At 72.7% G+C, this 26,413-nt stretch carries 20 protein-coding genes and 2 pseudogenes; 5 read left to right on the top strand and 17 right to left on the bottom strand.

Annotated elements, in window-relative coordinates; genetic code table 11:
- Positions 1-26: 26 nt before the first annotated feature.
- From ACZ64A_RS02090 to ACZ64A_RS02055, 8 genes are all read right to left on the bottom strand, one after another.
- Positions 27-1,049 carry a TIGR03842 family LLM class F420-dependent oxidoreductase gene (locus tag ACZ64A_RS02090; RefSeq protein WP_469807621.1) on the bottom strand — a complete coding sequence of 341 codons (1,023 nt, stop codon included), beginning with the start codon at positions 1,047-1,049 and terminating at the stop codon, positions 27-29.
- 20 nt (positions 1,050-1,069) lie between these two features.
- Positions 1,070-2,473, bottom strand: a complete 1,404-nt coding sequence (gene hydA / locus ACZ64A_RS02085) for a dihydropyrimidinase (RefSeq protein ID WP_469807620.1) — start codon at positions 2,471-2,473, stop codon at positions 1,070-1,072.
- Positions 2,474-2,546: 73 nt separating this feature from the next.
- Entirely contained in the window at positions 2,547-3,389 is an 843-nt protein-coding gene (locus tag ACZ64A_RS02080) for a nitrilase-related carbon-nitrogen hydrolase (RefSeq protein WP_469807619.1), read from the bottom strand.
- Between the two features lie 156 nt (positions 3,390-3,545).
- Positions 3,546-5,129, bottom strand: a complete 1,584-nt coding sequence (locus ACZ64A_RS02075; protein WP_469807618.1) for a PucR family transcriptional regulator — start codon at positions 5,127-5,129, stop codon at positions 3,546-3,548.
- 103 nt (positions 5,130-5,232) lie between these two features.
- Positions 5,233-6,483, bottom strand: a complete 1,251-nt coding sequence (locus ACZ64A_RS02070) for an aspartate aminotransferase family protein (RefSeq protein ID WP_469809026.1) — start codon at positions 6,481-6,483, stop codon at positions 5,233-5,235.
- Between the two features lie 29 nt (positions 6,484-6,512).
- Positions 6,513-7,355: a nitrilase-related carbon-nitrogen hydrolase gene (locus ACZ64A_RS02065; protein ID WP_469807617.1), complete on the bottom strand. Its 843-nt coding sequence runs from the start codon at positions 7,353-7,355 to the stop codon at positions 6,513-6,515.
- A gap of 446 nt (positions 7,356-7,801) precedes the next feature.
- A complete protein-coding gene (locus ACZ64A_RS02060) occupies positions 7,802-9,427 on the bottom strand; it encodes a hypothetical protein (protein ID WP_469807615.1) in 1,626 nt (541 codons plus the stop codon).
- Between the two features lie 128 nt (positions 9,428-9,555).
- Positions 9,556-9,822: a helix-turn-helix domain-containing protein gene (locus ACZ64A_RS02055; protein WP_469807614.1), complete on the bottom strand. Its 267-nt coding sequence runs from the start codon at positions 9,820-9,822 to the stop codon at positions 9,556-9,558.
- 33 nt (positions 9,823-9,855) lie between these two features.
- Here ACZ64A_RS02055 and map point away from each other — a divergent pair, with 33 nt between their 5' ends.
- Complete coding sequence (gene map / locus ACZ64A_RS02050; RefSeq protein WP_469807613.1) at positions 9,856-10,623, top strand: type I methionyl aminopeptidase; 768 nt, start codon at positions 9,856-9,858, stop codon at positions 10,621-10,623.
- A 129-nt stretch (positions 10,624-10,752) separates the two neighbouring features.
- The gene (locus ACZ64A_RS02045; protein ID WP_469807611.1) at positions 10,753-13,284 is read left to right on the top strand and encodes an ATP-dependent Clp protease ATP-binding subunit; all 2,532 of its coding nucleotides are present in this window, start codon (positions 10,753-10,755) and stop codon (positions 13,282-13,284) included.
- A 128-nt stretch (positions 13,285-13,412) separates the two neighbouring features.
- Here the strand turns inward: ACZ64A_RS02045 and ggt are convergent, their stop codons facing one another.
- Entirely contained in the window at positions 13,413-15,212 is a 1,800-nt protein-coding gene (gene ggt, locus ACZ64A_RS02040) for a gamma-glutamyltransferase (protein WP_469807610.1), read from the bottom strand.
- 78 nt (positions 15,213-15,290) lie between these two features.
- Between ggt and ACZ64A_RS02035 the strand changes: the two genes are divergently transcribed.
- Positions 15,291-16,046, top strand: a complete 756-nt coding sequence (locus ACZ64A_RS02035; protein WP_469807609.1) for a hypothetical protein — start codon at positions 15,291-15,293, stop codon at positions 16,044-16,046.
- 375 nt (positions 16,047-16,421) lie between these two features.
- Here ACZ64A_RS02035 and ACZ64A_RS02030 read toward each other — a convergent pair whose 3' ends face one another.
- Together ACZ64A_RS02030 and ACZ64A_RS02025 are read right to left on the bottom strand one after the other, a co-directional pair.
- Complete coding sequence (locus ACZ64A_RS02030) at positions 16,422-17,165, bottom strand: amino acid ABC transporter ATP-binding protein (RefSeq protein ID WP_469807607.1); 744 nt, start codon at positions 17,163-17,165, stop codon at positions 16,422-16,424.
- Between the two features lie 147 nt (positions 17,166-17,312).
- Positions 17,313-17,732, bottom strand: coding sequence for a DUF6278 family protein (locus tag ACZ64A_RS02025; RefSeq protein ID WP_469807606.1), 420 nt, complete (start codon positions 17,730-17,732; stop codon positions 17,313-17,315).
- 207 nt (positions 17,733-17,939) lie between these two features.
- Between ACZ64A_RS02025 and ACZ64A_RS02020 the strand changes: the two genes are divergently transcribed.
- A complete protein-coding gene (locus tag ACZ64A_RS02020) occupies positions 17,940-19,742 on the top strand; it encodes an SGNH/GDSL hydrolase family protein (RefSeq protein ID WP_469807605.1) in 1,803 nt (600 codons plus the stop codon).
- Between the two features lie 83 nt (positions 19,743-19,825).
- Here the strand turns inward: ACZ64A_RS02020 and ACZ64A_RS02015 are convergent, their stop codons facing one another.
- The 6 genes and pseudogenes from ACZ64A_RS02015 to ACZ64A_RS01990 form a co-directional block, all read right to left on the bottom strand.
- On the bottom strand, positions 19,826-20,605 hold the full coding sequence (locus ACZ64A_RS02015) for an exodeoxyribonuclease III (RefSeq protein ID WP_469807604.1): 780 nt from the start codon (positions 20,603-20,605) through the stop codon (positions 19,826-19,828).
- 71 nt (positions 20,606-20,676) lie between these two features.
- Positions 20,677-21,489: pseudogene (locus ACZ64A_RS02010) on the bottom strand (IS5 family transposase).
- Positions 21,490-21,771: 282 nt separating this feature from the next.
- Positions 21,772-22,407 (bottom strand): MBL fold metallo-hydrolase, encoded by a 636-nt coding sequence (locus ACZ64A_RS02005; protein WP_469807603.1) that lies wholly within the window; start codon positions 22,405-22,407, stop codon positions 21,772-21,774.
- A 95-nt stretch (positions 22,408-22,502) separates the two neighbouring features.
- Positions 22,503-23,804: a bifunctional 3-oxoadipate enol-lactonase/4-carboxymuconolactone decarboxylase PcaDC gene (pcaDC, locus tag ACZ64A_RS02000; RefSeq protein WP_469807602.1), complete on the bottom strand. Its 1,302-nt coding sequence runs from the start codon at positions 23,802-23,804 to the stop codon at positions 22,503-22,505.
- Positions 23,805-23,880: 76 nt separating this feature from the next.
- Positions 23,881-24,003 (bottom strand): annotated as a pseudogene (locus ACZ64A_RS01995) (transposase); the annotation flags it as partial.
- A 121-nt stretch (positions 24,004-24,124) separates the two neighbouring features.
- Complete coding sequence (locus ACZ64A_RS01990) at positions 24,125-25,264, bottom strand: PucR family transcriptional regulator (protein ID WP_469807600.1); 1,140 nt, start codon at positions 25,262-25,264, stop codon at positions 24,125-24,127.
- A gap of 87 nt (positions 25,265-25,351) precedes the next feature.
- Here ACZ64A_RS01990 and ACZ64A_RS01985 point away from each other — a divergent pair, with 87 nt between their 5' ends.
- Positions 25,352-26,407 (top strand): ferredoxin reductase, encoded by a 1,056-nt coding sequence (locus ACZ64A_RS01985; protein ID WP_469807599.1) that lies wholly within the window; start codon positions 25,352-25,354, stop codon positions 26,405-26,407.
- Positions 26,408-26,413: the final 6 nt, after the last annotated feature.

The raw sequence follows: 26,413 nt of genomic DNA, 5'->3' as shown, positions 1-26,413 counted from the left end.
GGTCAGGCCGTCAGGCGGTCAGGCGGTCAGGCGGTCAGGGCGGGGATGACGTGCTGCCCGTAGGCGTCGATGACGGCTTCCTGCGCGTCGTGCATGTCGTAGACGGCGAACTGGTCGACGCCCAGCGCGCGCAGCGCCCGCAGTTTCTCGATGTGCCGCTCGACCGGTCCGATCAGGCAGAAGCGGTCGACGATCTCGTCGGGGACGAAGGCGGTGTCGGGGTTGCCGCTGCGTCCGTGGTGGGAGTAGTCGTAGCCCTGGCGGGCCTTGATGTAGTCGGTGAGTTCGTCGGGGACGGCCGCCGAGTGCTCGCCGTACTTGCTCACCAGGTCGGCGACGTGGTTGCCGACCATGCCGCCGAACCAGCGGCACTGCTCGCGGGCGTGGGCGAGGGCCTCGGGCGAGTCGTCGTCGGTGACGTAGGCGGGGGCGGCGACGCAGACGGTCACCTTCGACGGGTCGCGTCCGGCGGCGGTGGCGGCGTCACGGACGGCCTTGACCATGTACTCGGTCAGATAGAGGTCGGCGAGCTGGAGGATGAAGCCGTCGGCCTCCTCGCCGGCCATCTTCAGCGCCTTCGGCCCGTAGGCTGCCATCCACACGGGCAGTTCGGCGCCCGGCTTGATCCAGGGGAACCGCACGACGGTGCCGCCGCCGAGGTCGGCCTCCCGGCCGCCGGCCAGGGCCCGGATGACCTTCATCGCCTCGCTGATCCGGGCGAGCGTGTTGGGCTTGCGGCCGGCGACGCGCATGGCGGAGTCGCCGCGGCCGATGCCGCACACCGTGCGGTTGCCGAACATGTCGTTGAGGGTGGCGAAGGTGGAGGCGGTGACCTCCCAGGTGCGCGTCCCCGGGTTCGTCACCATCGGGCCAACGGTCAGTGTCTGCGTCTGGGCCAGGATCTGGCTGTAGATCACGAACGGCTCCTGCCACAGCACGGCGGAGTCGAAGGTCCAGCCGTGGCTGAAGCCGTTGTGTTCGGCCCGTTTCATCAGGTCGATGACCCGGGAGGCGGGCGGGTCTGTCTGCAGGACGAGCCCGAAGTCCATGGGCGCCACTCCTCGTTCGGCTAGTTCAGGTACTGACAGGTGGAGCGGGGCAGGTAGACGCCGTGACCGGCGTGCCCGGTGTACTCCCGCTGGTCGATGACGAGTTCACCGCGCGAGAGCACGGTCTCGACGCGGCCGGTGACCCGTTTGCCCTCGTACGCCGAGTAGTCGACGTTCATGTGGTGCGTCTCGGCGGAGATCACCTGCTCGGCGTGCGGGTCGTAGATCACGACGTCCGCGTCGGCGCCGGGCGCGATGGTGCCCTTCTTCGGGTACAGGCCGAACATCCGGGCCGGGGTGGCGCAGGCGATCTCGATCCAGCGGCGCCGTGAGATGTGCCCGTCGACGACGGCCTGGTGCAGCAGGTCCATCCGGTTCTCGACGCCCGGCAGCCCGTTGGGGATCTTGGAGAAGTCGCCCAGGCCCAGTTCCTTCTGGCCCTTGAAACAGAACGGGCAGTGGTCCGTGGAGACGACCTGGAGGTCGTTGGTGCGCAGGCCCTTCCACAGCTGGGCCTGGTGCTCCTTGGGCCGCAGCGGTGTGGAGCAGACGTACTTGGCGCCGTCGAAGCCGGGCTCGGCGAGGTTGTCGGTGGACAGGAAGAGGTACTGCGGGCAGGTCTCCCCGAACACCGGCAGTCCCTCGTCGCGCGCCCGGGCCAGCTCGGCCACCGCCTCCGTCGCCGAGACGTGCACGACGTACAGGGGCGCCCCGGCGACCTGCGCGAGCCGGATGGCGCGATGGGTGGCCTCCGCCTCCAGCAGCGCCTTGCGGACCTCACCGTGGAAACGCGGGTCCCGCTCGCCGCGCTCCAGGGCCTGCTGGACGAGGACGTCGATCGCGATGCCGTTCTCGGCGTGCATCATGATCAGCCCGCCGTTGCCGGCGGAGCGCTGCATGGCCCGCAGGATCTGGCCGTCGTCGGAGTAGAACACGCCCGGGTAGGCCATGAACTGCTTGAAGGAGGTCACGCCCTCCTCCACCAGCAGGTCCATCTCCTTGAGCGTCTTGTCGTTCACGTCGGAGACGATCATGTGGAAGCCGTAGTCGATCGCGCAGTTGCCCTCCGCCTTGGCGTGCCAGGCGTCAAGGCCCTCGCGCAGGCTGTGGCCGACGCTCTGCACCGCGAAGTCGACGATCGTGGTGGTCCCGCCCCAGGCGGCGGCCCGGGTGCCGGTCTCGAAGGTGTCGGAGGCGAAGGTGCCGCCGAACGGCAGCTCCATATGGGTGTGGGCGTCGACGCCGCCCGGGAGGACGTACTTCCCGGTGGCGTCGATCGTCCGCTCCGCCGTCCACGCCCCGGCGGCCGGGGTGCCGGAGGCGGCGAGGGCGGCGATACGGCCGCCCTCGATCAGGACGTCGGCGTGGATCTCGTCGGACGCGGTGACGACGAGGCCACCGCGGATCACTGTGCGGTCGCTCATGTCTGGGTCGCTCCTCCCGGTGGGTCTGTGCCGGTTGTCGGTGGCTGGTCGCGCCCGCGGCGCGCCCGGGCGTCTACGGCGCCGTCAGCGGTTCGTACGCCCCCGGCGCGCGGTCCCGGTAGAACTGCCAGCGGTCGCGCACCTCCCGCAGCTTGGCCAGGTCCAGGTCGCGGACGACCAGCTCGCTCTCCTTGTCGCTCGCGACCTCGCCCACGAACTGCGCCTCGGGGTCGACGAAGTAGCTGGTGCCGTAGAAGTCGTTGTCGCCGAGGTCCTCGACGCCGACCCGGTTGATCGCGCCGACGAAGTACTCGTTGGCCACGGCCGCCGCCGGCTGTTCCAGCTGCCACAGATAGCGGGACAGGCCGCGGGAGGTGGCCGACGGGTTGAACACGATCTCGGCGCCCGCGAGGCCGAGGGCCCGCCAGCCCTCCGGGAAGTGCCGGTCGTAGCAGATGTAGACGCCGATCCGGCCGGCGGCGGTGTCGAAGACGGGCCAGCCTCCGTTGCCGGGGCGAAAGTAGAACTTCTCCCAGAACCCCTTGACCTGGGGGATGTGTGTCTTGCGGTACTTGCCGAGGTAGGAGCCGTCGGCGTCGATCACGGCGGCGGTGTTGTACAGGACGCCGGGCTGCTCCCCCTCGTACATCGGCAGGACGAGGACGATGCCGGCCTCCCGTGCAAGGGCCTGGAAGCGCTGCACGATCGGGCCGTGCGGGATCTGCTCGGCGTACGCGTAGAAGGCGGGGTCCTGCACCTGGCAGAAGTACGGCCCGTAGAACAGCTCCTGGAAGCACAGCACCTGGGCGCCCTGCGCGGCGGCGTCGCGGACCGCCTGCTCATGGACCTGGATCATGGACTCCTTGTCGCCCGTCCACGCGGTCTGGAAGAGGGCGGCGCGGATCACTCGGCTCATCACGTTCCTCCGCTCGGTCGGTGTGCGGCGAGCGTAGAAAGTCCGCGGGCGCGCGGTGAGGTGCACCGTGTCACGTCCGCGGGGGTGCGGCGTGTCACCGTGTCACCCTTCGCCTGGCGCATGGGTCACCGCCGTTTCCCGGGTGGTCGTCGTGTGTCAGGGGTGCTGCGCGTCGTGCGCGAGGAGGGCTATGTGCACCGAGGCGGCCTGTTCGAAGTCGTCCAGGTCCACGCCGAGGCGGGTCTGTATCGCTTCCAGCCGGCGGTAGAGGGCGGGCCGGGAGACATGGTGGAGCCGGGCGGTGCGGGACTTGTTGCGGCCGGTGGCGAGGTAGGTGCGCAGGACGGCGAGCAGGTCGTCGTCGGTGGTGCCGAGCAGCCCGTCCAGCTCCCGCTCCGCGAAGGACTGCACATGCGGGTCGTCCCGCAGCAGCCGGATCAGGCCGCGCAGATGGACGTCCCGCAGGCGGACCACGGGCGGCAGGTCGAGGGCGGCCGCCGAGCCGGCGACGGCGTCGGAGACGTGCCGTGCCTCGCGCAGTCCGGCCGGTACGTCGTCCCAGGCGGTGCGCGGATCGGCGGCGGCGACCACGGCCGGGGCGTGGTCGTCCGGCCCGCCCGCGGGGTGCGTGGCGCGCAGCCGGGTCGCGAAGTGGGCGGTGAGCGCGTCGGCGTCCTGGTCGCGGGCGAGGCTGAGCAGGACGGCGGTGGTGTCGTCGGCGAGTCCGGCGACGAGGCCCGGCAGCCCCAGCAGCCGCAGGACACGGTCGAGTTGTACGGCGTCGCGGTCGCGGACGACCAGCGGGACGAAGGTGCGCCGGTTGACGGGCAGCCCCGCGGCGCGCGCCCGGGGCAGCAGGTGCCGGGCCGGTACGACGCCGCTGACCAGGTCGGTGAGCAGGCTCTGCGCGGACTGCTCCTCCCAGGTGCGGGCGGCCGGACCGGCGAGCATGCGGTGCAACACGAGCGCCTCGGCGGCCCGCTCGGCGAGCAGGCGGCCGGTGGCCTGCTCGCCCCGGTGGCCGCACAGCACGAGGCGGCCCCAGCGTTCGCCGTGACCCCCGAGTTCGGCGCGGACCCAGCCGTCGGCGTCGGCGGCGCCGGCCTGGCGTGCGATGCGCTCCCAGTCGCGCAGCACGTCGTCCACCGCGGACCGCTCCCCCGCCGTGGCCAGCACCCGGTGGGCGAGGTTGGTGACGACGACGGGGCAGCCGCAGTGCCGGGCGATCTCGTCGAGGAGGCGTTGCAGCGGGGCACCGGAGGTGATCAGGGCGGTCAGCGCGGTGCGCACCGCCTCGGACAGACTGACCGCGGCGAACTCGCGCCGCACCAGCCGGGCCTGCACCTCTTCGGTCAGCTGCGCGAAGGGGAACGGCCGGTGCAGCACGACCAGCGGCAGCCCGCACCGCTCGGCGGCCCGGCGCATGACCTCCGGCGCGGCCGGGAACGCCCGTCCGAGGCCCAGGACGACCGCGGCCGCCTCGGCGCGGTGCAGGGAGCGGATGTAGTCGGCCTGCTTGTCCTCGTCGCCGGCGAGGAGCACGCCGGTGGTGAGCACGAGTTCGCCGCCGCTGAGCATCACGCCGACGTCGGGTGCCTCGGCGACGTGCACCCAGCGCACCGGACGGTCCAGCCGGCCGGCGCCGGCCACCACCTCGGGCTCCCCGGCGAGCACCCGCTCAAGGGTGAGGATCTGCCGTACCGACAGGGCCGCTTCCACGGGTTCCCAGGTGGTGGTCATGGCGCCTTCCCCGCTCCGTGTCGACGCTCCGTCTCGCCGCTCCGTGTCGCCGCTCCGTGTCGCGGCTCGTCCGGCCCCGCCCGGCTTCGTGTTCACCGTGCGGCTACTGGATGCTCCTGAGGGCGTCCTCGAGGATCGCGGCGCCCTCCTCGGCCTCCGCGACGGTCAGGGACAGCGGCGGGGCGATGCGCAGCGCGGAGGTGTTGTGTCCGCCGCCCTTGCCGATGAGCAGCCCTTCGGTGCGGCACGCCTCCAGGACGGCCGCGGCGGCCTGCGGGTCGGCCTCGTCGGTGCCGGGTCGCACCAGCTCGACGCCGATCATCAGCCCGCGTCCGCGTACCTCCCGTACGGCCGGGACCTGGGCGGCGATGCCGCGCAGCCGCTCGAGGAGCAGACCGCCGACGCGCCGGGCGTTGCCCTGCAGGTCGTGCTCCAGCAGATAGCCGAGGTTGGCCAGGCCCGCGGCCATGGTGACCTGGGTGCCGCCGAAGGTGGAGATGCTGTTGGCGTCCAGGCAGTTCATGATCTCGGCGCGGGCGATCACGCCGCCGATGGACATGCCGTTGCCGATGCCCTTGGCGAAGGTGACGATGTCCGGCGGGCCGCCGCGGGCGTGCGCCTGCCAGCCCCAGAAGTGGTCGCCGGTGCGGCCCCAGCCGGTCTGCACCTCGTCGGCGATCCACAGCACGCCCCGCTCGGCGAGCACCTCGCGGAAGGCGGCGTACAGGCCGTCCGGCGGCGAGGTGAAGCCGCCGACGCCCTGGATCGGCTCGGCGATCAGCGCGGCGGGCGGCCGGGTGTGGCCGAGGAGGTCCTTCAGGTCGTCCACGCATGCCGCGATGAATTCGGCGTCGCTCAAGGAGGCGTACGGGCCGCGGGTGCGCACCCCGCCGTGCACGTACAGCGTCTGCAGCGGGGAGAGCGAGGTCGGCGACCAGCCGCGGTTCCCGGTGATGCCGACGGCGCTGAAGGAGCGGCCGTGGTAGCTGTTGCGCATCGCGAGGATCGTGTTGCTGCGCCGGTGGGTCGTGGCGAGCAGCAGGGCGGTGTCGTTCGCCTCGGTGCCGGAGGTGGTGAAGAAGACCCGGGCGTCGGGGATGCCGCTGAGCTGGGCGATGCGCTCGGCCAGCTCGACCATCGGACGGTTGAGGTAGAGGGTGGAGGAGTGGATGATCCGCCCGGCCTGCTCGCTGACGGCCTTGGTGACCTCCGGCAGGGCGTGCGCGGTCGTCGTCGTCAGGATGCCGCCGAAGAAGTCCAGGTAGCGACGGCCGGCGGAGTCCCAGACGTGGCGGCCCTCGCCGTGTGTGATCTCGATCGGGTCGTCGTAGTACAGCGCGAGCCAGTCCGGCATCACGCGGCGGTGGCGGGCGTACAGGTCGCTCACGGCTGCACCAGTCCTTCGTAGGCGTCGGGGCGGCGGTCGCGGTAGAAGGCCCACTGCTGCCGCACCTGGTCGATCAGGTCGAAGTCGAGGTCGCGGACGATCAGTTCCTCCTTGGAGTCGGAGGCGGGCCGGCCGACGAACTGTCCGCGCGGGTCGACGAAGTAGCTGGTGCCGTAGAAGTCGTTGTCGCCGTAGATCTCCTGGCCGACGCGGTTGATCGCGGCGACGAAGTACTCGTTGGCCACGGCCGCGGCGGGCTGCTCGAGCTGCCACAGGTAGCTCGACAGACCGCGGTGGGTGGCGGAGGGGTTGTAGACCAACTGGGCTCCGTTGAGCCCGAGTTGCCGCCAGCCCTCCGGGAAGTGCCGGTCGTAGCAGATGTAGACGCCGACCTTGCCGACGGCCGTGTCGAAGACGGGCCAGCCGAGGTTGCCGGGCTTGAAGTAGTACTTCTCCCAGAAGCCCCGCACCTGCGGGATGTGATGCTTTCTGTACTTCCCCAGGTAGCTGCCGTCGGCGTCGATCACGGCGGCGGTGTTGTAGTAGAAGCCGGACTGCTCGACCTCGAACACCGGGACGACGATCACCATGCCGGTCTCGCGGGCGAGCTCCTGCATACGGCGCACGGTCGGGCCGTCGGGGACGGACTCGGCCCAGCGGTAGTGCTCGGGCTCCTGGACCTGGCAGAAGTACGGGGCGTTGAACACCTCCTGGAAGCCGATCACCTTGGCTCCCTGCCGGGCCGCCTCGCGGGCGTGCTCCTCGTGCTTCGCCACCATGGACTCGGTGTCGCCGGTCCAGGTGGCCTGGACCAGGGCGGCACGGACGACGTTCGCCATGAGCTGCTCCTTCGACGCGACGTCAGAGCCTCTACGCCCGTAGAAGCAGGCCGTAGAGGCACGAACGTAAGCCTCCCGGACGGGCTTGCCAAGACCATCGTCGCCAACCCGCTGAGTCGAGCACGATTGACACTCCTGTGGGTGATGCCTGGGGCTGATGGGGCGGGTGTGGCGGCTTGCGGGGGCGGAGGTGGGTGCCTGCGTGCGGGGGTCGGTGGCTGGAGTGGTGGGGTGGGGTGGGGTGGGGCGGCATCGGGGGAGGGCGTCGGTGGTCTGTGGTGGCCGCGGGTGCGGGCGTCGGTGGCGTGCGGTGGCATCGGGTGCGGGCGTCGGTGGCGTGCGGTGACCTCCGGTGCGGGTGTCGGTGGCGTGCGGTGACCTCCGGTGCGGGTGTCGGTGGCGTGCGGTGGCATCGGGTGCGGGCGTCGGTGGCCGGGGGTGCGGGGTCAGTGGGCGACGCCGGCGACGCGCAGGGCGTGCAGGAGGTCCCAGTGGCGCTCGTCGGTGTCGCCGCGGGCGGCTTCCAGCAGCAGCGGCACGAGGAGTTCGGGGTCGGCGGCGGCGCTGCGGGCGGCCTCCTCGGGGGTGCGGACACGGACGTAGGCGCCGAGCAGCGCGCGCACCTCGCGGTGGCGGCCGGCCGTGTGCAGCGCGCACACGGCGGCGCCGATCTCCTCGGCGGGCCGTACGACCCCTTGCCGCAGGATGTGCTCGCCGTCGGTGTCCCGGCCGGCCGCGACGAGCGCGTCCGCGGCGGCCACGAGCCGCTCGGCGGGCAGCGATGCGGCCTCCCACAGCAGCGTCGCCCAGTCCGCGCCGAGCCCGGCCCGGTGCAGCTCGGCGGCGAGCAGCGGGAAGCGGGCGGCGGGCCAGTGGGCGAGCTCCACGAGCAGCACATGTGCGTCACCGCTACGACCGTCGGCGCGCAGCCGCGCGAGCCGGTCCACGGCGTCCTGGACCGCCCGGCGGTCGGCCCCGTCCACCGGCTCGGGCGAGGGTGCCGCCCCGACGCCCTGCCCGGCACCCTCGCCGGCCCCGGCGAACCGGGCCCCCCGCGGGGTACGGCCGGCATCGACGACCGGCGCCGGCGCCGGCGCCGCGGCGAGCGCGGCATCCCCCTCGTCGACGGCACCGGCGAACCGAGCACCGCCCCGACGCCGCTTACGCGTCCCGGCATCGGGGACCGTGGAGCGACCGACAGCCCGGGCATCGACGGGAGGCCCGGTGGGGACCGACACAGGCCCGGCCGACCGCGAAGCACCCGCCTGCACGGCGGGCGGAGCCGGGGGGACGCCGGGCCGGCCCAGAGGGACGGCGGGCTGGGCCAGGAGGGCACCAGGCTGGGCCGAGGAGCCCGGCTCAACCGGCGGGCGGCCAGGCCGGGCAGGCGGCGGCACGCCGGGCTGGGCGATGGGGGCACCGGGCCGAGCAGGCGGGCCGCCAGCCGGGGCCGGGGGAACGCCGGGCTGGGCCGCGAAGCCCGGCTCAACCGGCGGGACGCCGGGTCGCACCGGTGGGGCGTCGGCCGACGGTTCGGCGGGACGGTGTGGCGCGGGGGGCGACGGCGCACGGTCCAGGCGCGCCATCCGCGTCCGCAGTTCCGCGCAGCGGGCCGTCGCGCGGTCGTGGTCGTCCCGGGACCAGGCCAGGTCGAGTCGCACGGCATCGGCCTCCTCGCGGGTCGCGGCGCAGGCGAGCGCCCGGGCCAGGCCCGCGCAGCGCTCCGCGGCGTAGCGCTGTTCGCGGAGCATCACATCGAGGCGGTCCGCGAGCGCCCCCCGGCCACCGGGGCGGGCGTCGTAGGCGCGGACCGCGGCGGCGTGCAGGGCGCGGGCCCGCTCGGACTCCTGTGCGGCGGCCCGCGGCCCGTCACGCCCGGCGAGGTCCTGCAGCAGTGCCTCTACGACGTCCCACGGCGGCATCTCGCGGCCCTCACTGCACGCGCGCATGCCGTCCGGATCGCGTCGCAGGAAGACGGCGCACCAGCCGTCGCCCGGGTCGAGACGCCCCAGCAGGACGTCGAGGTACTCCACGAACTCCCGTACCGCGCCCGGGAGCTGCTCCACCACCATCGCCCGACTCCCGCCCGAGGGGATCACTCCGGAACCTCAGCCAACACCGGTTGTGTTACGGCACGGCTACACGGAGTTTTCGCCCGGGAGGCGGGGACCTCAGCTCCCCGCCCGGGCAGCGGTGACGCTCAGGCCGCCGCGAGGTCCAGGCCCGCCTGCGCGCAGCGGACGGCCAGCTCGTCCAGCGACAGCCCGAGCGCGCCGGCCAGCGCGGCCACGGTGAAGAAGGCCGGCGTGGGGGCCCGGCCGGTCTCGATCTTCCGCAGCGTCTCCGCGGAGATCCCGGCATCCGCCGCGACCCGCGTCATGCTGCGGTCGCCGCGGGCCTCGCGCAGCAGCCGGCCGAGCCGCTCGCCGCGCTCGCGCTCTTCGGGTGTGAGAGGGGTACGCACCATGGCGCCCATTCTAATACCGGTATAGTAATTGGCATGGTGGAACTGAAGACGGACACGTCGATCGACGCGATGTACGAGGCGGGCCAGGTCGTCGCCCGCGCCCTGACGGCCGTACGGGAGGCCGCCGACGTCGGCGTCTCCCTGCTGGAACTGAACGAGGTGGCCCACGACGTGCTGCGCGAGGCGGGCGCGACGTCCCCCTTCCTGGGCTACCGGCCCTCCTTCGCGCCGACCCCGTTCCCGGCCGTGCTCTGCGCCTCCGTGAACGACGCGATCGTGCACGGCATCCCCACGGCGTACCGCCTGCGCGACGGCGACCTCCTCTCCGCGGACTTCGGCGCCGAGCTGAACGGCTGGGTCGGCGACTCCGCGATCAGCTTCACCGTGGGCCGCCCGCGCCCGGCGGACCTGAAGCTCATCGAGACCGCCGAACGCGCCCTCGCGGCCGGCATCGAGGCGGCCGTCGTCGGCAACCGCATCGGCGACATCGCCCACGCCATCGGCACGGTGTGCCGTTCGGCCGGTTACGGCATCCCGGACGGCTTCGGCGGACACGGCATCGGACGCCGTATGCACGAGGATCCGGGTGTCCCCAACGAGGGCCGCCCCGGACGCGGCCTGCCCCTGCGCCACGGCATGGTCCTGGCGATCGAGCCGATGCTGATCGCCGGCGGCACCGACGGCTATCACGCGGCCCCCGACGGCTGGACCCTGCGCACCGACGACGGCACCCGCGCCGCCCACGCGGAACACACCGTGGCCATCACGGAAGCCGGGCCCCGCATCCTCACGCAACGCTGAGCGGCACCACCCGGACCGGCACCCCCCGGGCCGGAAGGCGCCCCCCGCCAGAACATGCCATCGTGGGCATGACCGACCCCACCCCCGGTTACCCGCCTCCGGAACGTCTCAGTGAAGGAACGGAGCGCCATGACCAGCGGCTACCTCGGCCCGGAGGGCGACCCCTTCGGAGAATTCCTCGCCCGCTTCTTCGGCGGGCCCCGCCCGGGGCCCCGCCAGATCGACATCGGCCGTCTGCTCAGCCAGCCCGCCAGGGAACTGGTGCGCGGCGCCGCGCAGTACGCCGCCGAGCACGGCAGCCGGGATCTGGACACCGAGCACCTGCTGCGGGCCGCGCTGTCCAGCGAGCCCACCCGCAGTCTGCTCAGCCGGGCGGGCGCGGACCCGGACTCGCTCGCCTCGGAGATCGACGAGCGGTCGGGCCCCGTCCAGCACCCGCCCGGCGAGGCGCCCGCGCCGACCTCGCTCTCCCTCACCCCCGCGGTCAAACGGGCCCTGCTCGACGCGCACGAGATGGCGCGCGCCGGCGGCGCCGGCTACATCGGCCCGGAGCACGTGCTCAGCGCGCTCGCCGCCAACCCGGACTCCGCCGCCGGCCACATCCTGAACGCGGCCCGCTTCGCCCCCTCGGGCCCGCCGGCGGCGCCGGAGGCCCCGCAGATGCCCCGCTCCGAGCGGGCCCGGCCCACGGGCACGCCGACCCTCGACAAGTACGGCCGCGACCTGACCGACCTGGCGCGTCAGGGCCGAATCGACCCGGTGATCGGGCGGGACACGGAGATCGAGCAGACCATCGAGGTGCTCTCCCGGCGCGGCAAGAACAACCCCGTGCTGATCGGTGACGCCGGCGTCGGCAAGACCGCCATCGTGGAGGGGCTGGCCGAGCGCATCGCCGACGGAGACGTGCCGGACATCCTGATCGGGCGGCGGGTGGTCGCCCTGGATCTGACCGGGGTGGTCGCGGGCACCCGCTACCGCGGTGACTTCGAGGAGCGGCTGAACACCATCGTCGAGGAGATCCGCACCCACTCCGACCGGTTGATCGTCTTCATCGACGAGCTGCACACCGTCGTCGGCGCCGGGGGCGGCGGCGAGGGCGGCAGCATGGACGCGGGCAACATCCTCAAGCCCGCCCTGGCCCGCGGCGAGCTGCACATCGTCGGCGCGACCACGCTCGAGGAGTACCGGCGCATCGAGAAGGACGCGGCGCTCGCCCGCCGCTTCCAGCCGATCCTCGTGCCGGAGCCGTCCGTGCCGGACACCATCGAGATCCTGCGCGGGCTGCGCGACCGCTACGAGGCCCACCACCAGGTCCGCTACACCGACGAGGCGCTGCTGGCGGCCGTCGAGCTGTCCGACCGCTATCTGACCGACCGGCGGCTGCCGGACAAGGCGATCGACCTGATCGACCAGGCCGGCGCGCGGGTGCGGCTCCAGGCACGCACCAAGGGCACCGACGTACGGGCCATGGAGCGCGAGGTCGAGCAGCTCAGCCGGGACAAGGACCAGGCGGTCGCGGACGAGCAGTACGAGACGGCCACGCAGCTGCGCGACCGGATCACGGAGCTGAAGCAGCGGATCGCCGAGGCCGGCGACGGCGAGGCCGACGAGGGCCAGAACCTGCAGGTCACCGCGGAGGCGATCGCCGAGGTGGTGTCCCGGCAGACGGGCATCCCGGTCAGCAGCCTCACCCAGGAGGAGAAGGAACGCCTGCTGGGCCTCGAGGAGCATCTGCACCAGCGGGTCGTCGGGCAGGAGGAGGCGGTCGGCGTCGTCTCCGAGGCGGTCCTGCGCAACCGCGCCGGTCTGTCCGCGCCGGGCCGGCCGATCGGCTCGTTCCTCTTCCTCGGCCCGACCGGCGTCGGCAAGACGGAGCTGGCGCGGGCGCTGGCGGAGGCGCTGTTCGGCAGCGAGGACCGCATGGTCCGCCTGGACATGAGCGAGTACCAGGAGCGGCACACGGTGTCCCGGCTGGTCGGCGCCCCGCCCGGGTACGTCGGCCACGAGGAGGCCGGGCAGCTCACCGAGGTGGTGCGCCGGCACCCGTACTCGCTGCTGCTGCTCGACGAGGTGGAGAAGGCGCATCCGGACGTCTTCAACATCCTGTTGCAGGTGCTGGACGACGGCCGGCTGACCGACTCCCAGGGCCGCACGGTGGACTTCACCAACACCGTGATCGTGATGACCAGCAACCTCGGCTCGGAGGCCATCACACGGCGCGGCGCCGGGATCGGTTTCGGCGCGACCGGCACGGACGCCGACGAGGAGGCGCGGCGCGAACAGATCCTGCGGCCGCTGCGCGAGCACTTCCGGCCGGAGTTCCTCAACCGGATCGACGAGATCGTCGTCTTCCGCCAGCTGACCGGCGACGAACTGCGGCAGATCACACGGCTGTTGCTGACGCAGACCCGCCGGCTGGTGCAGGCGCAGGGCGTCACGGTGGACTTCACCGACGCGGCCGTGGACTGGCTCGCCGAGCGCGGCTACCAGCCGGAGTACGGCGCCCGGCCGCTGCGCCGCACCATCCAGCGGGAGGTCGACAACCAGTTCTCCCGGTTGCTGCTGGACGGCACGATCAGCGAGGGCGGCCGGGTGACGGTCGACGTGGAGGACGGACGGCTGGCGTTCCGCACGCAGGCGCGGCCGGCCCCCGAGCTGTAGAGCCCACGGCCGCCGGCCCTGTCACCGGCCCGACGGCCGTCACGCCGAAAGAACGGACGGACGGCCGTCACGCCGGAACGCGGGCGGACGGCCGTCGCACCGGGCAGGTCCGGGCCGCAGCCCGGGTCCTAGGGCGCCGGGCGGACCACCATCGCCGAGCCCCCGCCGCGCCGTACCTTCTCGGCGGCGGCGAGCCAGCGCCCGTCCGGCAGCCGCTGCACGCCGGTTCCGGCGCCGATCTCCGGGTTGAGCTTGAAGGAGTGCCCGAGCTTCTCCAGCTGTGTCCTCAGCTCGCTGTTCCACAGGCCCGGTTCCAGCTCGGTCTGCGCGGCGTTGCGCTGGCTGGCGCGCGGCGCGGCGATCGCGTCGACCAGCGGCAGCCCGCGGTCGAGGAACTCGGTCAGGGTCTGCAGCACGGTGGTGATGATGGTCGCCCCGCCCGGTGAACCGAGCGCCACGACCGGCTTGTCGTGCCCGTCCAGCACGATCGTCGGGGAGATCGACGAGCGGGGCCGCTTCCCGGGGCCGGGCAGGTTCGGGTCGTGCACGGCCGGGTTGGCGGGGGCGAAGGAGAAGTCGGTCAGCTCGTTGTTGAGCAGGAAGCCGCGGCCGGGCACGGTGATGCCGCTGCCGCCGGTCTGCTCGATGGTGAGCGTGTAGGCGACGACGTTGCCCCACTTGTCGGCGACCGTGAGATGCGTGGTGTTCTCGCCCTCGTACGTCGTCGGCGCCGCGGTGCCGCGGGCGGCGCAGTCGGCGGGGTGGCGCGGGTCGCCGGGCGGCACGGGGCTGGTGAGCACCGCGTCGTCCTTGATCAGGCAGGCCCGTGAGTCGGCGTACCGCTGCGAGAGCAGTTCCTTCGTCGGTACGTCCTCGAAGGCGGGGTCGCCGACCCAGCGCCCGCGGTCGGCGAACGCGATCCGGCTCGCCTCGATGTAGCGGTGCAGGTACTGCGCCTCGGTGGCCTTCGACAGGTCGGTGTTCTCCAGGATGTTGAGCGCCTCGCCGACGGTGGTGCCGCCGGAGGAGGAGGGCGCGATGGAGTACACACCGAGTCCGCGGTACGACGTCTTCGTGGGCGCCTGGTACTTGGCGCGGTAGGCGGCCAGGTCCCGTGCGGACAGCGCGCCGGGGCGTGCGTTCCAGCCGGAGGCCGCATCGACGGGCGGGTGGTTGACGGTGTCGACGATGTCCCGGCCCAGGTCGCCGTGGTAGATCGCGCCGACGCCCTTGCGGGACAGCTCGGCGTAGGTGGCGGCGAGGTCGGGGTTCTTGAACGTCGACCCGACGACGGGCAGCTGCCCGCCCGGCAGGAACAGCTTCGCGGTGTCCGGGAAGTAGCGGAACCGGGTCTCGTTGGAGGCCGTCTGCGAGCGGAAGGTGTCGTCGACGGTGAACCCGTCCCTGGCGAGCCGCTCGGCGGGCTTCAGCACGCTCGCCAGCCGTTTGCTGCCCCAGGCGTCCAGTGCCGCCTGCCAGGTGGCGGGGGTGCCCGGGGTGCCGACGCTCAGTCCGCTGCTGACGGCGTCGGCGAAGGCCAGCGGCTTGCCGTTCTCCGTGAACAGGTTCTGATCGGCACTCAGCGGCGCGGTCTCGCGGCCGTCGATGGTGTGCACGGTGCGCGACCGGGCGTCGTAGTAGACGAAGTAGCCGCCCCCGCCGATGCCGGCGGAGTAGGGCTCGGTGACGCCGAGCGCTGCGGCGGTGGCGACGGCGGCGTCGACCGCGTTGCCGCCCTTCCTCAGCACCTCGATGCCGGCGGCGGAGGCGTCCGCGTCGACGCTGGCGACGGCGCCGCCGTAGCCGACGGCGAGGGGGACCTTCTGGACGGGATCCCGGTGCGCGGCGGGCGGTGCTGCCGCCCCCACCGACACCACGGCGGCCGAGACCGCCAGAACGGACAGTTTCCGGGCAACAGGACGACGCATCCGCACCTCCGGTTGAGGGACCGTTCGCGCAGCCTATTCCACCATCATGGTCACGTCAGTCACGTAACATGCGCGCCCATGAACGACGACGTGCGCAACATCGTCCTCGGGGTGATAGCGGCCGGCATCAGCGCCGCCCTGGGATGGCTGGCCCGCACCTGGCTGTGGCAGCGGAAACTCCGGCGCAAGCAGGCGTTCTTCGGGCTGCCGGACGACTCCGAGTCGCTGCTGGTGGTCAACCGCAACGCCGGCGGGCCGGAACTGGCCGTGATGCGCCACGACGTGTTCGCGCTGCTCGAACTGGCCGCGCTGATCAAGGACTGCCGCGCGCACGCCCAGGTGCTGGCGCACGACACGGCCCGTCAGGGCTTCGGGGAACGCACCGAGTTCTGCGTCGGCGGGCCGGCCTCCAACCGCCGTATGGCCGCGCACCTGTCGTCGCTGCTGCCCGGGGTGCGGGTCAACGTGGACGCCGAACCGGGCCCGGACCGCGGCGTCTTCCAGATCGGCTCCGAGCGGTACCGGCTGGAGGCCGGCCGGGCCGAGTACGTGCTGCTCGCGCGGCTCACCGTGGACGGCAGCCACGGCGACCGGCCGGTGTTCCTCTTCTGCGGTCAGACCGCGATCACCAACCAGGCCGCCACCCGCTACCTCGCCCGCAACCACGAGCGGCTCGCCCGCAAACACGGCAGGGACTCCTTCGCGCTGCTGCTGAAGGTGGTCAACTCGCAGGCGTACGGACCCGACGTGGTCGAGCTGGTCGCGGACGTCACCCGGGCCGCGCTGGCCCCGCTGCCCGCGGCGGCGAGGACCTCGCACCGGGCGCAAACCTGACGCCGTGTCGTGCGAGCGGGGTCACGTCCCCGGAACGAGCACAACCCGACCGGCGCGCGGCTGACCTTCTCCTCGCGGCGGGCGGCCCCTGGCGTGGGTCGCTGCCGCCGCGTGCAGTGATCTGCGGCCGCGGCCGGGCGGGTATGGCCCTGTGTACTGCTGCCCCCTACGGACGAGGGGCCGTGGGGGGACCCACCCCCGGCAGCAGCGTTCGTGGTGCGGCCGCACCGGCGGGTACGGCCTCGGTCGTCACCACAGGGATGAACGGCACATCGTAGTTGAGAACCGCCGTGCGGGCACAAGCGGTACGGACCATGCGGAGCGCTCCTCGTTCGATTCCGCGCAGGGGTCGGCACCCTGAGGGCCTGAACTCCCTCAATGCTTGAGGATCTTGGAGAGGAAGTCCTTGGCGCGGTCGCTGCGCGGGCTGGTGAAGAACTCGTCGGGGTTGCGGTCCTCGACGATCCGGCCGTCCGCCATGAACACCACGCGGTTGGCGGCGGAGCGGGCGAAGCCCATCTCGTGGGTGACGACGACCATGGTCATGCCGTCGTGGGCGAGTTGCCGCATCACCTCCAGCACCTCGTTGATCATCTCCGGGTCGAGGGCGGAGGTCGGCTCGTCGAACAGCATCACCTTGGGGTCCATGGCGAGGGCCCGGGCGATGGCGACGCGCTGCTGCTGGCCGCCGGAGAGCTGCGCGGGGTACTTGTCGGCCTGTTCCGCCACCCCGACCCGGTCGAGCAGCTCGCGCGAACGCCGGTCGGCGTCGTCCTTCTTGCGGCCGCGCACCTTGACCTGACCGAGCGAGACGTTCTGCAGCACGGTCTTGTGGGCGAAGAGGTTGAACGACTGGAAGACCATGCCGACCTCGGCGCGCAGCCGGGCGAGCTCCTTGCCTTCTTCGGGCAGCGGCCGCCCGTCCAGCAGGATGGTGCCCGAGTGGATGGGTTCCAGCCGGTTGACGGCCCGGCACAGCGTCGACTTCCCCGACCCGGACGGGCCGATGACCACGACCACCTCCCCCCTGCCCACCGAGAGGTCGATGTCGTGCAGGACGTGCAGCTCCCCGAAGTACTTGTTGACGTTCCGCAGCTCGATCAACGGATCGACGGCCATGCGCAGCCCTACTCACTCTCAGCTGTGTCGTGGTTGCCGCAACCTATCCAGCGGCCCTGCGCCCGGGGACACGACACGCACTTTGCGGGCATAAGCCGTATTTAAGCCGGAGGTTGGGCCATGACCTCACCCTCGGATTCCCCGGGGTCAGTCCTCGGCGACCTCCGCGTACAGCTGTGACAGCTCCGGGACCCCGCTTTCGGCCCAGTCCCGGCCCGCGGCCACCACGTCGATCTCCCGTCCCGAGGCGAGCCGGACCACCGGCGGCCCGCCGGGGCGGATCTCCCACGCGGCGCCGGGCACCGTGCGCACGACCACCGTGCCGAGGTACAGCCCCGCGTCGTTGCCGAGCCAGGGCAGCATCTCCGCGTCGTCCCGCCAGCGCGGCACCACCTGGTCCAGCGCCTCCAGCGAGGCCGCCGTGTCGTCGAGCCGTACGCCCGCCTCGGCGGCCTGCGAGCGCAGCAGCTCGCACTCCGACAGGAGCGCCGCGACCGCCTCCGGGGCCGCAGTGAACCGCGCCTCACCGATCTTCCTGCGCCCGATGCCCAGAAAAGGGAGATTCATACGGACAGCGTGACATTCGCACCCACGTGCGCACCACAGGCGCGCGGGCCTCCTTTGCTCCCTCACATGCGCCGCCGTCCGGCCCCTTTCGCTTCCCTCCCAGGCATGGCGCGTTGACGGGTTCTGGACCCCTTCCTAGCTTCGCGGTGGGCGGGCGCGGCCGGGGCCCGGGTGAGCCGAGGAGCGCGGGAGGAGCGGGTGCGGGTGATGCGCCGAGGCGTCGGGGGGCTGGTGGCGGCCCTCGTCCTGACCACGGCCGGTCCACCGCCGGCCGGGGCGGCTTCGACGGCCGGCACGGTGCCGCTGCCGCCGTCCGCTGCGGTGGGGGCCGCGAGCACCGTGCCGCTGCCGTTGCCGCTGGAGCGGCTCTACGACAACGCCGCCGTCAGCGACGACGCGCGGCCGGGCGGCGCGGACTTCGACGGGGCCGGGGCGTCCCTGTCGGCGCAGGACCTCGCGGCCGCCGGCTGGACCCCGGGGCGGGCACTGACCGTGCAGGGGACGCGGCTGACCTGGCCGCGGCGGGCGCCGGGCGAGGCGGACAACGTACGGTCCGCCGGGCAGTGGGTGCGTCTGCCGGGGCGTGGTGACGCGCTGGCCTTCCTGGTGACGGGCACGGCCGGGCACGTCACGGGCGGGACGGGCACGGTCCGCTACACGGACGGCACGACCACGCCGTACGCCCTCACCGTCCCCGACTGGCGCACCGGGCCGCTCGCCACGAAGACGGTGGCGCTGCCGCACGTCAACACACCCGGCGGCCGCCTCACCCAGCGGGCCCGGCTGTACGTCGTGACGGTGCCGCTCGCCGCCGGGCGCACGGTGGCGGCGGTACGGCTGCCCGTCGCCCCGGCGCTGCACGTGTTCGCGGTCTCGGTGCGCTCGCCCGCGCCGGGCTGGACCGGCAGCTGGGCCGCGTCGACCGGCGGCCTGCCCGCCGTCGGCCCGTGGACGGACCGCACGCTGCGGCTGGTCGTGCACACCTCGGCGGGCGGGCCGCGGGTGCGCCTGCGGTTCGGCAACACCTTCGCGGGCACCCCGGTGCGCATCGGCGCGGCGTCGGTGGCGGTGCGGGCGTCGGGAGCGGTTCCCGCGGCACCGCCCGTGGCGCTGACCTTCGGCGGGGCGGCCGGGGTGGTGATCCCGGCGGGGGCGCAGGCGGACAGCGATCCGCTGGACTTCACCGTGCCGGCCGACGCCGATCTGCTGGTCAGCTTCCATCTGCCGGGTCCGGTGACGGCGGCTGCGGTGCACCGGCTCGGGCAGCAGCGGTCGTATCTGAGCGAGCCGGGCGATCACACCGCGGACGTCTCCCCGGCGGCCTACACCGCGACCCTGACCAGCCGGCCGCTGCTGACCGGGGTGGACGTCGGCGGCGGGAGCGGGGCGGTGGTCACCCTCGGCGACTCGATCACCGACGGGGACCGTTCGACACCCGACACGAACCGGCGCTGGCCCGACATCCTGGCCGGACGGCTGCGCGGACAGAGCGCCGTGCCGCACTACGGCGTGCTGAATCACGGCATTTCCGGCAACCGTGTGCTGACCGACCGCTACCCCGGCGACGGTGTGTCGGCCGAGCAGTCCGGGGTGAGCGCCCTGCACCGGCTCGACCGGGACGTGTTCGCGCAGACCGGCGTGCGCACGCTCGTCGTCTTCGAGGGCGTCAACGACCTGCTCGACTCCGTCGCGGCCGCCCCGCTGATCGAGGGGCTGCGCACGATCGCCGGCCGGGCGCACGCACGGGGCCTGCGCGTCCTCGCCGCGACGATCCTGCCCTGCGAGGGCCACGCCCGCTGCCCGGCCGCCGTGGACACCGAGCGGACGGCGGTCAACCGCTGGATCCGCTCCACCGGTGTCTTCGACGGCGTGCTGGACTTCGACGCCGTGGTCCGCGACCCGGTACACCCGGCGCGGATGCGGGCGGCCTACGACAGCGGCGACCATCTGCACCCCGGGGACGCGGGGCTGGCCGCGCTGGGCGACTCCGTGGACCCGCGGCTGCTGTGAGCCGGGCCCCGTCGCGCCGGCCTTGTCGCCCCGGCCATGTCGCCCCGGCCCCGGCGGCGCCGGGACGATCCGGACGCCGGGGTCTACACGTCCAGGTCGACGACGACCGGCGCGTGGTCCGAGGCGCCCTTGCCCTTGCGCTCCTCCCGGTCCACGTAAGCGTCCTTGACGGCCTTGGCGAACGGCTCGTTGCCGTACACCAGGTCGATGCGCATGCCGCGGTTCTTCGGGAAGCACAGCTGGCGGTAGTCCCAGTACGTGAACGGGTGCTCGTACTTCAGCGGGCGCGGCACCACGTCGTTCAGCCCGGCCTCGCGCAGCGAGGCGAGCGCGGCGCGCTCCGCCGGGGTGACATGGGTGGAGCCTTCGAAGGCGGCCACGTCGAAGACGTCGTCGTCGGTCGGCGCGACGTTGTAGTCGCCCATCACCGCGAACGGCCTGCTGCCCTGGGCGTCACCGGCGACGGCCGCGCGCAGCGCCTCGAACCACTGGAGCTTGTACGCGTAGTGCGCGTGCTCCACCTCGCGGCCGTTCGGCACGTAGACCGACCAGACGCGGACCGGGCCGCAGGTCGCCGAGATCGCGCGGGGCTCGACCCCGCCGTCGAAGCCGGGGTCGCCGGGCAGGCCCTTGACCACGTCCTCGATGCCGACGCGGGAGAGCACGGCCACGCCGTTCCACCGGCCGGTGGCGTGCACCGCCGCCTCGTAGCCCAGCTCGCGCAGCTGCTCGAAGGGGAACTGGTCCTCGGCGACCTTGGCCTCCTGCAGGCACAGCACGTCGGTGCCGCTGCTCTCCAGCCAGGCCAGCAGCCTCGGAAGGCGGGCGGTGATCGAGTTCACGTTCCAGGTCGCGATGCGCATGCCTCACAACCTACCCGGACCCACTGACAACGCTCCCCCGCCCGGGTCGGGCCTAGGCAGCGTCTTGTCGATCACGTCTCGAGCCAGATGAGTGTGCTGGCCAGGGTGATGGCGGCGAGGTAGCGGCCGGGCTGTTTCTCGTATCGGGTAGCGATTCCGCGCCACTGCTTGAGGCGGTTGAAGCAGCGCTCGACGACGTTGCGGCGGCGGTAGACGGTTCTGTCGAGAACACAGGGCCGTTCACCGGCGACGGAGTCGGCCCGCAAGCTGGTCGACGCGCTCGGGGATGGTCGCCTTGATTCCGCGTCTGCGCAGGTAGGCGCGGAAGGTCCGGGCCGAGTAGCCCTTGTCGGCCACCACCCGCTCAGGCCGGACCCGGGGCCGTCCCGGTCCGGGCTGCGTGACGCGGATCTTGTCAATGACTGCTTCGGCCTGGGTGCAGTCGTTGCGGGTGCCGGCCGTGACCGTGAAGGACAGTGGCCGGCCCCGTCCGTCGCAGGCCAGATGAATCTTGCTGGTCAGCCCGCCGCGGGAGCGTCCGAGGCCGCGTTCCTCGAGCCCCCTTTGGCCGCGGTGTGCTGATGGGCCCTGACGATCGTGGAGTCCAGCGCGACCAGCCAGTCCACCTCCGCTCTCCCCTGGGCCGCGGCCAGCAGCCGATCGAAGGTTCCGTCGGCGGCCCAGCGGGCGAAGCGTCCGTGCACGGTCTGCCAGGGCCCGAACCGCTCCGGCAGATCTCTCCAGGGCACCCCGGTGCGGAACTTGAACACGATGCCCTCGAGCACCTGGCGGTGATCCCGCCACCTGCCCCGGGCGCGACCCGCAGGCGGCATCAGCGGCTCGATCACCGCCCAAGCGGCGTCAGTTATCTCCCCATCCCTCACGACCAACACAACGATCGGATGATCGGAAAGACACCCCCTAGGGCCTGTCGTTTGGATCATCCCGGCGTCGCGTGGTCTGGCACGCACTCCCCCTAGCTCTTCGAGCAGGGGGGACCCCCAGCCGCGTTGTCGTCGGTTGCCAACTCCCCCTAGCTCTCCGAGCAGGGGGGACCCCCACCGCGTTGGCGCCCTCCTCCGCCTTGCAGCTGCACGCACCAGACCCCGCTCGGGTCGGCCGAGACGCACCGCAGCTCGAGGCCGGCCTGATCCAAACGACAGGCCCTAGACGTCGGTGCTGGTCCCCGGCGTCAGCCGGCGGTGGTCCGTGCCGCCCAGCTGCCCGATCTGGCGGTCGTAGATCGGGCGGGCCAGGTCGGTCAGGAGGGCGTCGTGGACGTCGTAGGCGCGTCGCGGCTTCACCTCGCGGACGTAGTCGATGACCTCGGAGATCTTGTTCCAGGGGGCCATGACCGGCAGCATCAGCGTCTCGACGGGGTGGTCGGGGACGGTGAGCGCGTCGCCGGGGTGGAAGACCGCGCCGTCGTCGATCAGGTAGCCGACGTTGGTGACGCGGGGGATGTCCGGGTGGATCACGGCGTGCAGCTCGCCGTGGACCCGCACGTCGAAGCCGGCGGCGGTGAACGTGTCGCCGTGGCCGACGGTGTGCACACGGCCCGGGAAGGCCGCGGAGATCCGCTCGGCGACCGAGCGCAGGGTCCAGATCTCGGCGGCGGGATTGTGCTCCAGCGCGGCGCGCAGCCGCCCCTCGTCGAAGTGGTCCGGGTGCTCGTGCGTGACCAGGACGGCGTCCGCGCCGAGCGCGGCGTCCTCTTCGCTGAAACCGCCGGGGTCCAGGACGAGCGTCCGGCCGTCCTTCTCCAGCCGGACACAGGCGTGCGACATCTTCGTGAGCTTCATGCGTCCCATCCTGCACGCAGGAGCGGTGAGGGTGTGCGGTGGCGGGGTGCGGCGGTGCGCACCCCGCCGGCGGCGGCGTCGGTCCGGCGCCGGCGTCACTCCGCCAGCGTGGTCTCCTCGAGGATGACCTGCTGCACCACGCGGAAGGCGCTGTTCGCCGCCGGGATGCCGCAGTAGACGGCCGCCTGGAGCAGGACCTCCTTGATCTCGTCCGGGGTGAGGCCGTTGCGCAGGGCCGCGCGGGTGTGGAAGGCGAGCTCCTCCAGGTGGCCGCCGGCGACGAGCGCGGTCAGGGTGACGCAGCTGCGCGAACGCCGGTCGAGTCCGCGCCGGTTCCAGACCTCGCCCCAGGCGTAGCGGGTGAGGAGTTCCTGGAAGTCGCCGGAGAAGTCACCGGCCTGCGCCAGCGCCCGGTCGACGTGCGCGTCGCCCAGCACCTCCCGGCGCACCTTCAGGCCCGCGTCGTACGGGTCCGGCCGCCCGGCGGGCTGGGGCTGCGCCACGGGCGGCGCGATCTCGGCGATCGGCGCCGTGGGCTGCGGCGGCGGCGCGGCCGGCACCGGCTTGACGGGCGCGGCCGTGATCGCGATCTGGCCGGTGCCGGGGTCGATGACGGGCTGCCAGGCGGTCGAGAAGTGCGTGACCAGCAGATCGGTCACGGCGGCCGGCTGCTCCACCGGAACCAGGTGGGAGGCGCCGGGGACGACCGCGAGGCGGGCGTCCGGGATGCCGGCGACCAGCGTGCGCGCCTCGGCGGGGCCGGTGACCTGGTCCTCGGAGCCGACCAGCACGAGGGTCGGCACGCCGACGCGGCCCAGCTCGGGACGTACGTCGAACGCGGCGAGCGCCTCGCACGCGGCGATGTAGCAGCCGGGGTCGGTGGTGCGGACCATCTGCACCGCCCACTCGGTGATCGCGGGCTGGGCGGCGGCGAAGCCGTGGGTGAACCAGCGGTCGGGGGACGTACGGGCGATCGGGTCGAGGCCGTTGGTCCGGACGATCACTCCGCGCTGGCGGAACTCGTCGGCGGTGCCGAACCGGGGGGAGGCGGCGATCAGCACGAGCGAGGCGACCCGCTCGGGGTGGCGCAGCGCCAGCTCGACGCCCACGGCACCGCCGAGCGCACAGCCCGCGTAACCGAAGCGCTGCACACCGAGCGCGTCGAGGGTGGCGAGCAGCCGGGCGGTGAGTTCGGCGACGGAGCCCGCCGGGTGGGCGGGCGCGCCGCCGTGCCCCGGCAGGTCGAACCGCAGGACGCGCCACTGCTGGGCGAGCTCGGGAACCTGCCGGTCCCACATGTGCCATGTGGTGCCCAGTGAGGGACCCAGGATCAGGACCGGGGCGTCTTCCGGCCCGTCAAAGCGGTATTGCAGGGTGTTCGACGGTGTCTCACTCACGCCCCAGACCCTCTCACGTCTCACGACTGCCCCTATAACGAGGGTTGCGGCTGCACAGGTCTGACCAGGTGGAAGAAAGGGCCGCGTTCGCCTGCCGGTCGCCGCCGCGGTTGAGGTGCCGGTACTGCCGACTGCACGAGGAGCGCTCGACGGGGCTGACCCCGCGCAGCGCCGCGAACGACGCCTCACCCGCCAGGCGTCCCGAAGGACCCGGTACCTTCCACTCCGGCCCGCTGGACCGACATCCTGCTCGACGCGAACGGCGTCCTCCTCGGCCAACTCCCGCTCAGCCGGGAGTTCGTGGACGGTCGCAGTACGCCTCAACCGGCCCGTAGACCGACCGCCAGCGTCAGTTCAAGGACCCGGTGGGGCGATGCGAGATCCGGAAACAGCTCCCGCAGCTGCGACATCCGGTACCGGACTGTCTGGGGATGGACGAACAACGCCGCCGCCACCTCGTCCCGCCTGCCCTGGTGCAGCAGCCACGCCCGCAACGTCTCCTCCAGCCGCCGTGCGGTCGCGACGGGCAAGGTTCGCAACGGTGCGAGGGCTCGGGCACGCAGGTCGGCGAACGCGTCCACGTCGGCGCTCAGCACCAGCTCGGGCAGGTGGTCCTCGGTGTCGCGAATATCAGAGGAGAGGGAGCGCGCGCGTACGGCTCGTGCGTACGAGGCCGACGCACGGGTCCATGGCCGGGCCGGGCCGACCACGGCGGTGCGGTCGGTCAGCTGCCGCAAGAGATGTGATCGGTCGGCGTCGGGGACGAGCAGCACACCGGTGGCGTCCGGCAGATCGTCGAGGACGAGGGTGCTCGGGTCGAGCGCGCGGTAGGCAGGCCGGGCCTGGGCGGCGGGCAGCAGGACTGCCGTCAGCGAATCCGGAGGCTGCCATCCGGCCCGTTGAGCAGAGGCCAGCAGCACGTCCGGGCTCACGCCGGCGAGGAGGTCGCGGGCCAGGTGTTCCAGGTGGCGCTCGTGGGCCCTGCCCCGGGCGGCCAGTTCGTCGGCGTGGCCCGCGGCGCTCGCGGCGGAGAGCTCGTCGATGTAGGCGAAGGTCAGCTCGGCGAACTTGGCGACCTCGGCGGCGGGCAGACCTGCGGACACGGCGCCCGCTGCCAGGCATCGCCAGGCCACGCGGGCGCCGACGCGGTAGGCGCTGAGCAGAGCGTCCATCGAACGGCCGTCGCGCACCTCGCCGCGGCCCAGCTCGTAGGCCGCGTCACCGCCGTCGCCGCCCGTGGCGTTCCCGCTCGCGAGGTCCAGGTAGTGTCCGAGGGCGGTGCGAACGGCTCGGCGGATGGTGCCGCCCATGCTGCCCGAAAGGGCGTTGGCGTAGGGAGGGACCTCGTCGATGATCGCCTGGACGACCTCGTCGGCGGTGGCCTTCAGCGCGGCCCGGAGTGCGGTGACCGTCGTCTCATCCAGGGCCAGTTCGCTGGCCCACTGGGTTACACGACTCACGTTTTTATTCCCTGCGAACAATTCCACTCACCAGATTCACGTCCTACGGTCAGGACTTTACGCCCTGAGACGCAGCAAGCTGGAGTCATGACGAGTGCAGCCCTTCGCAGCGGGGCGTGGAAACTGCTGGAGATGGTCACGACGCCGCTGCTGCCGTCGGACTACCTCGACCTGGTCAGCCCGCTGCGTGCGGGCGCTGACCTGCGGGGGCGCATCGAGGCTGTGCACCCCGAGACGGATGACGCCGCGACTGTCGTGATCAGGCCGGGACGGGGCTGGCGCGGCCACACAGCCGGTCAGTACGTGCGGATCGGGGTCGACGTCGACGGGGTGCGCCTGTGGCGTGCCTACTCCATCACCTCGCCGACGAACCGCCAGGACGGCCGCGTCACGATCACCGTGAAGGCGATCCCGGACGGCAAGGTCAGCAACCACCTGGTCCGCAGGGCGAAGCCGGGCACGTTGATCCAGCTCGACCAGGCGACCGGTGACTTCGTGCTGCCGCAGGCCAAGCCCGCCAAGGTGCTCTACCTGACGGCCGGCAGTGGCATCACGCCCGTGATGGGCATGCTGCGCGACAGCGAGTTCGACGACGTCGTCATGGTCCACTGCGCGCCACGGCCGCAGGACGTGATCTTCCGTAGCGAGCTGCACGCTCTGGTCGCGGACGAGAAGCTGCGGCTCATCGAGGTGCACACCGACACGGACGGCGTGCTCGACATCGCCCGCCTCGGCGAACTCGTGCCCGACTGGGCCGAGCGCGAGACCTGGGCTTGTGGGCCCGCGGGCCTGCTCGACGCCGCCGAAGAGCACTGGAGCGGGCACGGCATCCAAGAGCGCCTGCACACCGAACGCTTCCGCCCCGGCATCGTCGTCGCCGGCGACGGCGGCGAGGTCACGTTCAGCGCCACCGGCAAGACCGTCGACGCGGACGGCGCCACACCGTTGCTGGACATCGGCGAGGAGGCCGGCGTGCTCATGCCCTCCGGGTGCCGCATGGGCATCTGCTACGGCTGCATCACGCCGCTCAAGGCGGGCGCCGTCCGCGACCTGCGCACCGGCGAGATCACCGAGGCCGAGCCGGGCGTCCTCATCCAGACCTGCGTGTCCGCCGCGGCGGGCCCTTGCGACATCGAACGGTAGGAGCAC

It is taken from the genome of Streptomyces sp. NPDC104814 (assembly GCF_055583185.1).
This window is presented reverse-complemented; position numbering and strand designations above follow the sequence as displayed.

Bases quoted from the DNA above. Each gene is read 5' to 3' on its own strand.
- ACZ64A_RS02030 (WP_469807607.1), bottom strand. From the start codon at position 17,165: ATGGCCGTCGATCCGTTGATCGAGCTGCGGAACGTCAACAAGTACTTC.
- ggt (WP_469807610.1), bottom strand. From the start codon at position 15,212: ATGCGTCGTCCTGTTGCCCGGAAACTGTCCGTTCTGGCGGTCTCGGCC.
- ACZ64A_RS02060 (WP_469807615.1), bottom strand. From the start codon at position 9,427: ATGGTGGTGGAGCAGCTCCCGGGCGCGGTACGGGAGTTCGTGGAGTAC.
- ACZ64A_RS02035 (WP_469807609.1), top strand. From the start codon at position 15,291: ATGAACGACGACGTGCGCAACATCGTCCTCGGGGTGATAGCGGCCGGC.
- ACZ64A_RS02005 (WP_469807603.1), bottom strand. From the start codon at position 22,407: ATGAAGCTCACGAAGATGTCGCACGCCTGTGTCCGGCTGGAGAAGGAC.
- ACZ64A_RS02090 (WP_469807621.1), bottom strand. From the start codon at position 1,049: ATGGACTTCGGGCTCGTCCTGCAGACAGACCCGCCCGCCTCCCGGGTC.
- ACZ64A_RS02025 (WP_469807606.1), bottom strand. From the start codon at position 17,732: ATGAATCTCCCTTTTCTGGGCATCGGGCGCAGGAAGATCGGTGAGGCG.
- ACZ64A_RS02080 (WP_469807619.1), bottom strand. From the start codon at position 3,389: ATGAGCCGAGTGATCCGCGCCGCCCTCTTCCAGACCGCGTGGACGGGC.
- ACZ64A_RS02065 (WP_469807617.1), bottom strand. From the start codon at position 7,355: ATGGCGAACGTCGTCCGTGCCGCCCTGGTCCAGGCCACCTGGACCGGC.
- ACZ64A_RS02020 (WP_469807605.1), top strand. From the start codon at position 17,940: ATGCGCCGAGGCGTCGGGGGGCTGGTGGCGGCCCTCGTCCTGACCACG.
- map (WP_469807613.1), top strand. From the start codon at position 9,856: ATGGTGGAACTGAAGACGGACACGTCGATCGACGCGATGTACGAGGCG.
- ACZ64A_RS02075 (WP_469807618.1), bottom strand. From the start codon at position 5,129: ATGACCACCACCTGGGAACCCGTGGAAGCGGCCCTGTCGGTACGGCAG.
- hydA (WP_469807620.1), bottom strand. From the start codon at position 2,473: ATGAGCGACCGCACAGTGATCCGCGGTGGCCTCGTCGTCACCGCGTCC.
- ACZ64A_RS02015 (WP_469807604.1), bottom strand. From the start codon at position 20,605: ATGCGCATCGCGACCTGGAACGTGAACTCGATCACCGCCCGCCTTCCG.
- ACZ64A_RS01985 (WP_469807599.1), top strand. From the start codon at position 25,352: ATGACGAGTGCAGCCCTTCGCAGCGGGGCGTGGAAACTGCTGGAGATG.
- ACZ64A_RS02055 (WP_469807614.1), bottom strand. From the start codon at position 9,822: ATGGTGCGTACCCCTCTCACACCCGAAGAGCGCGAGCGCGGCGAGCGG.
- ACZ64A_RS02070 (WP_469809026.1), bottom strand. From the start codon at position 6,483: ATGCCGGACTGGCTCGCGCTGTACTACGACGACCCGATCGAGATCACA.
- ACZ64A_RS02045 (WP_469807611.1), top strand. From the start codon at position 10,753: ATGACCAGCGGCTACCTCGGCCCGGAGGGCGACCCCTTCGGAGAATTC.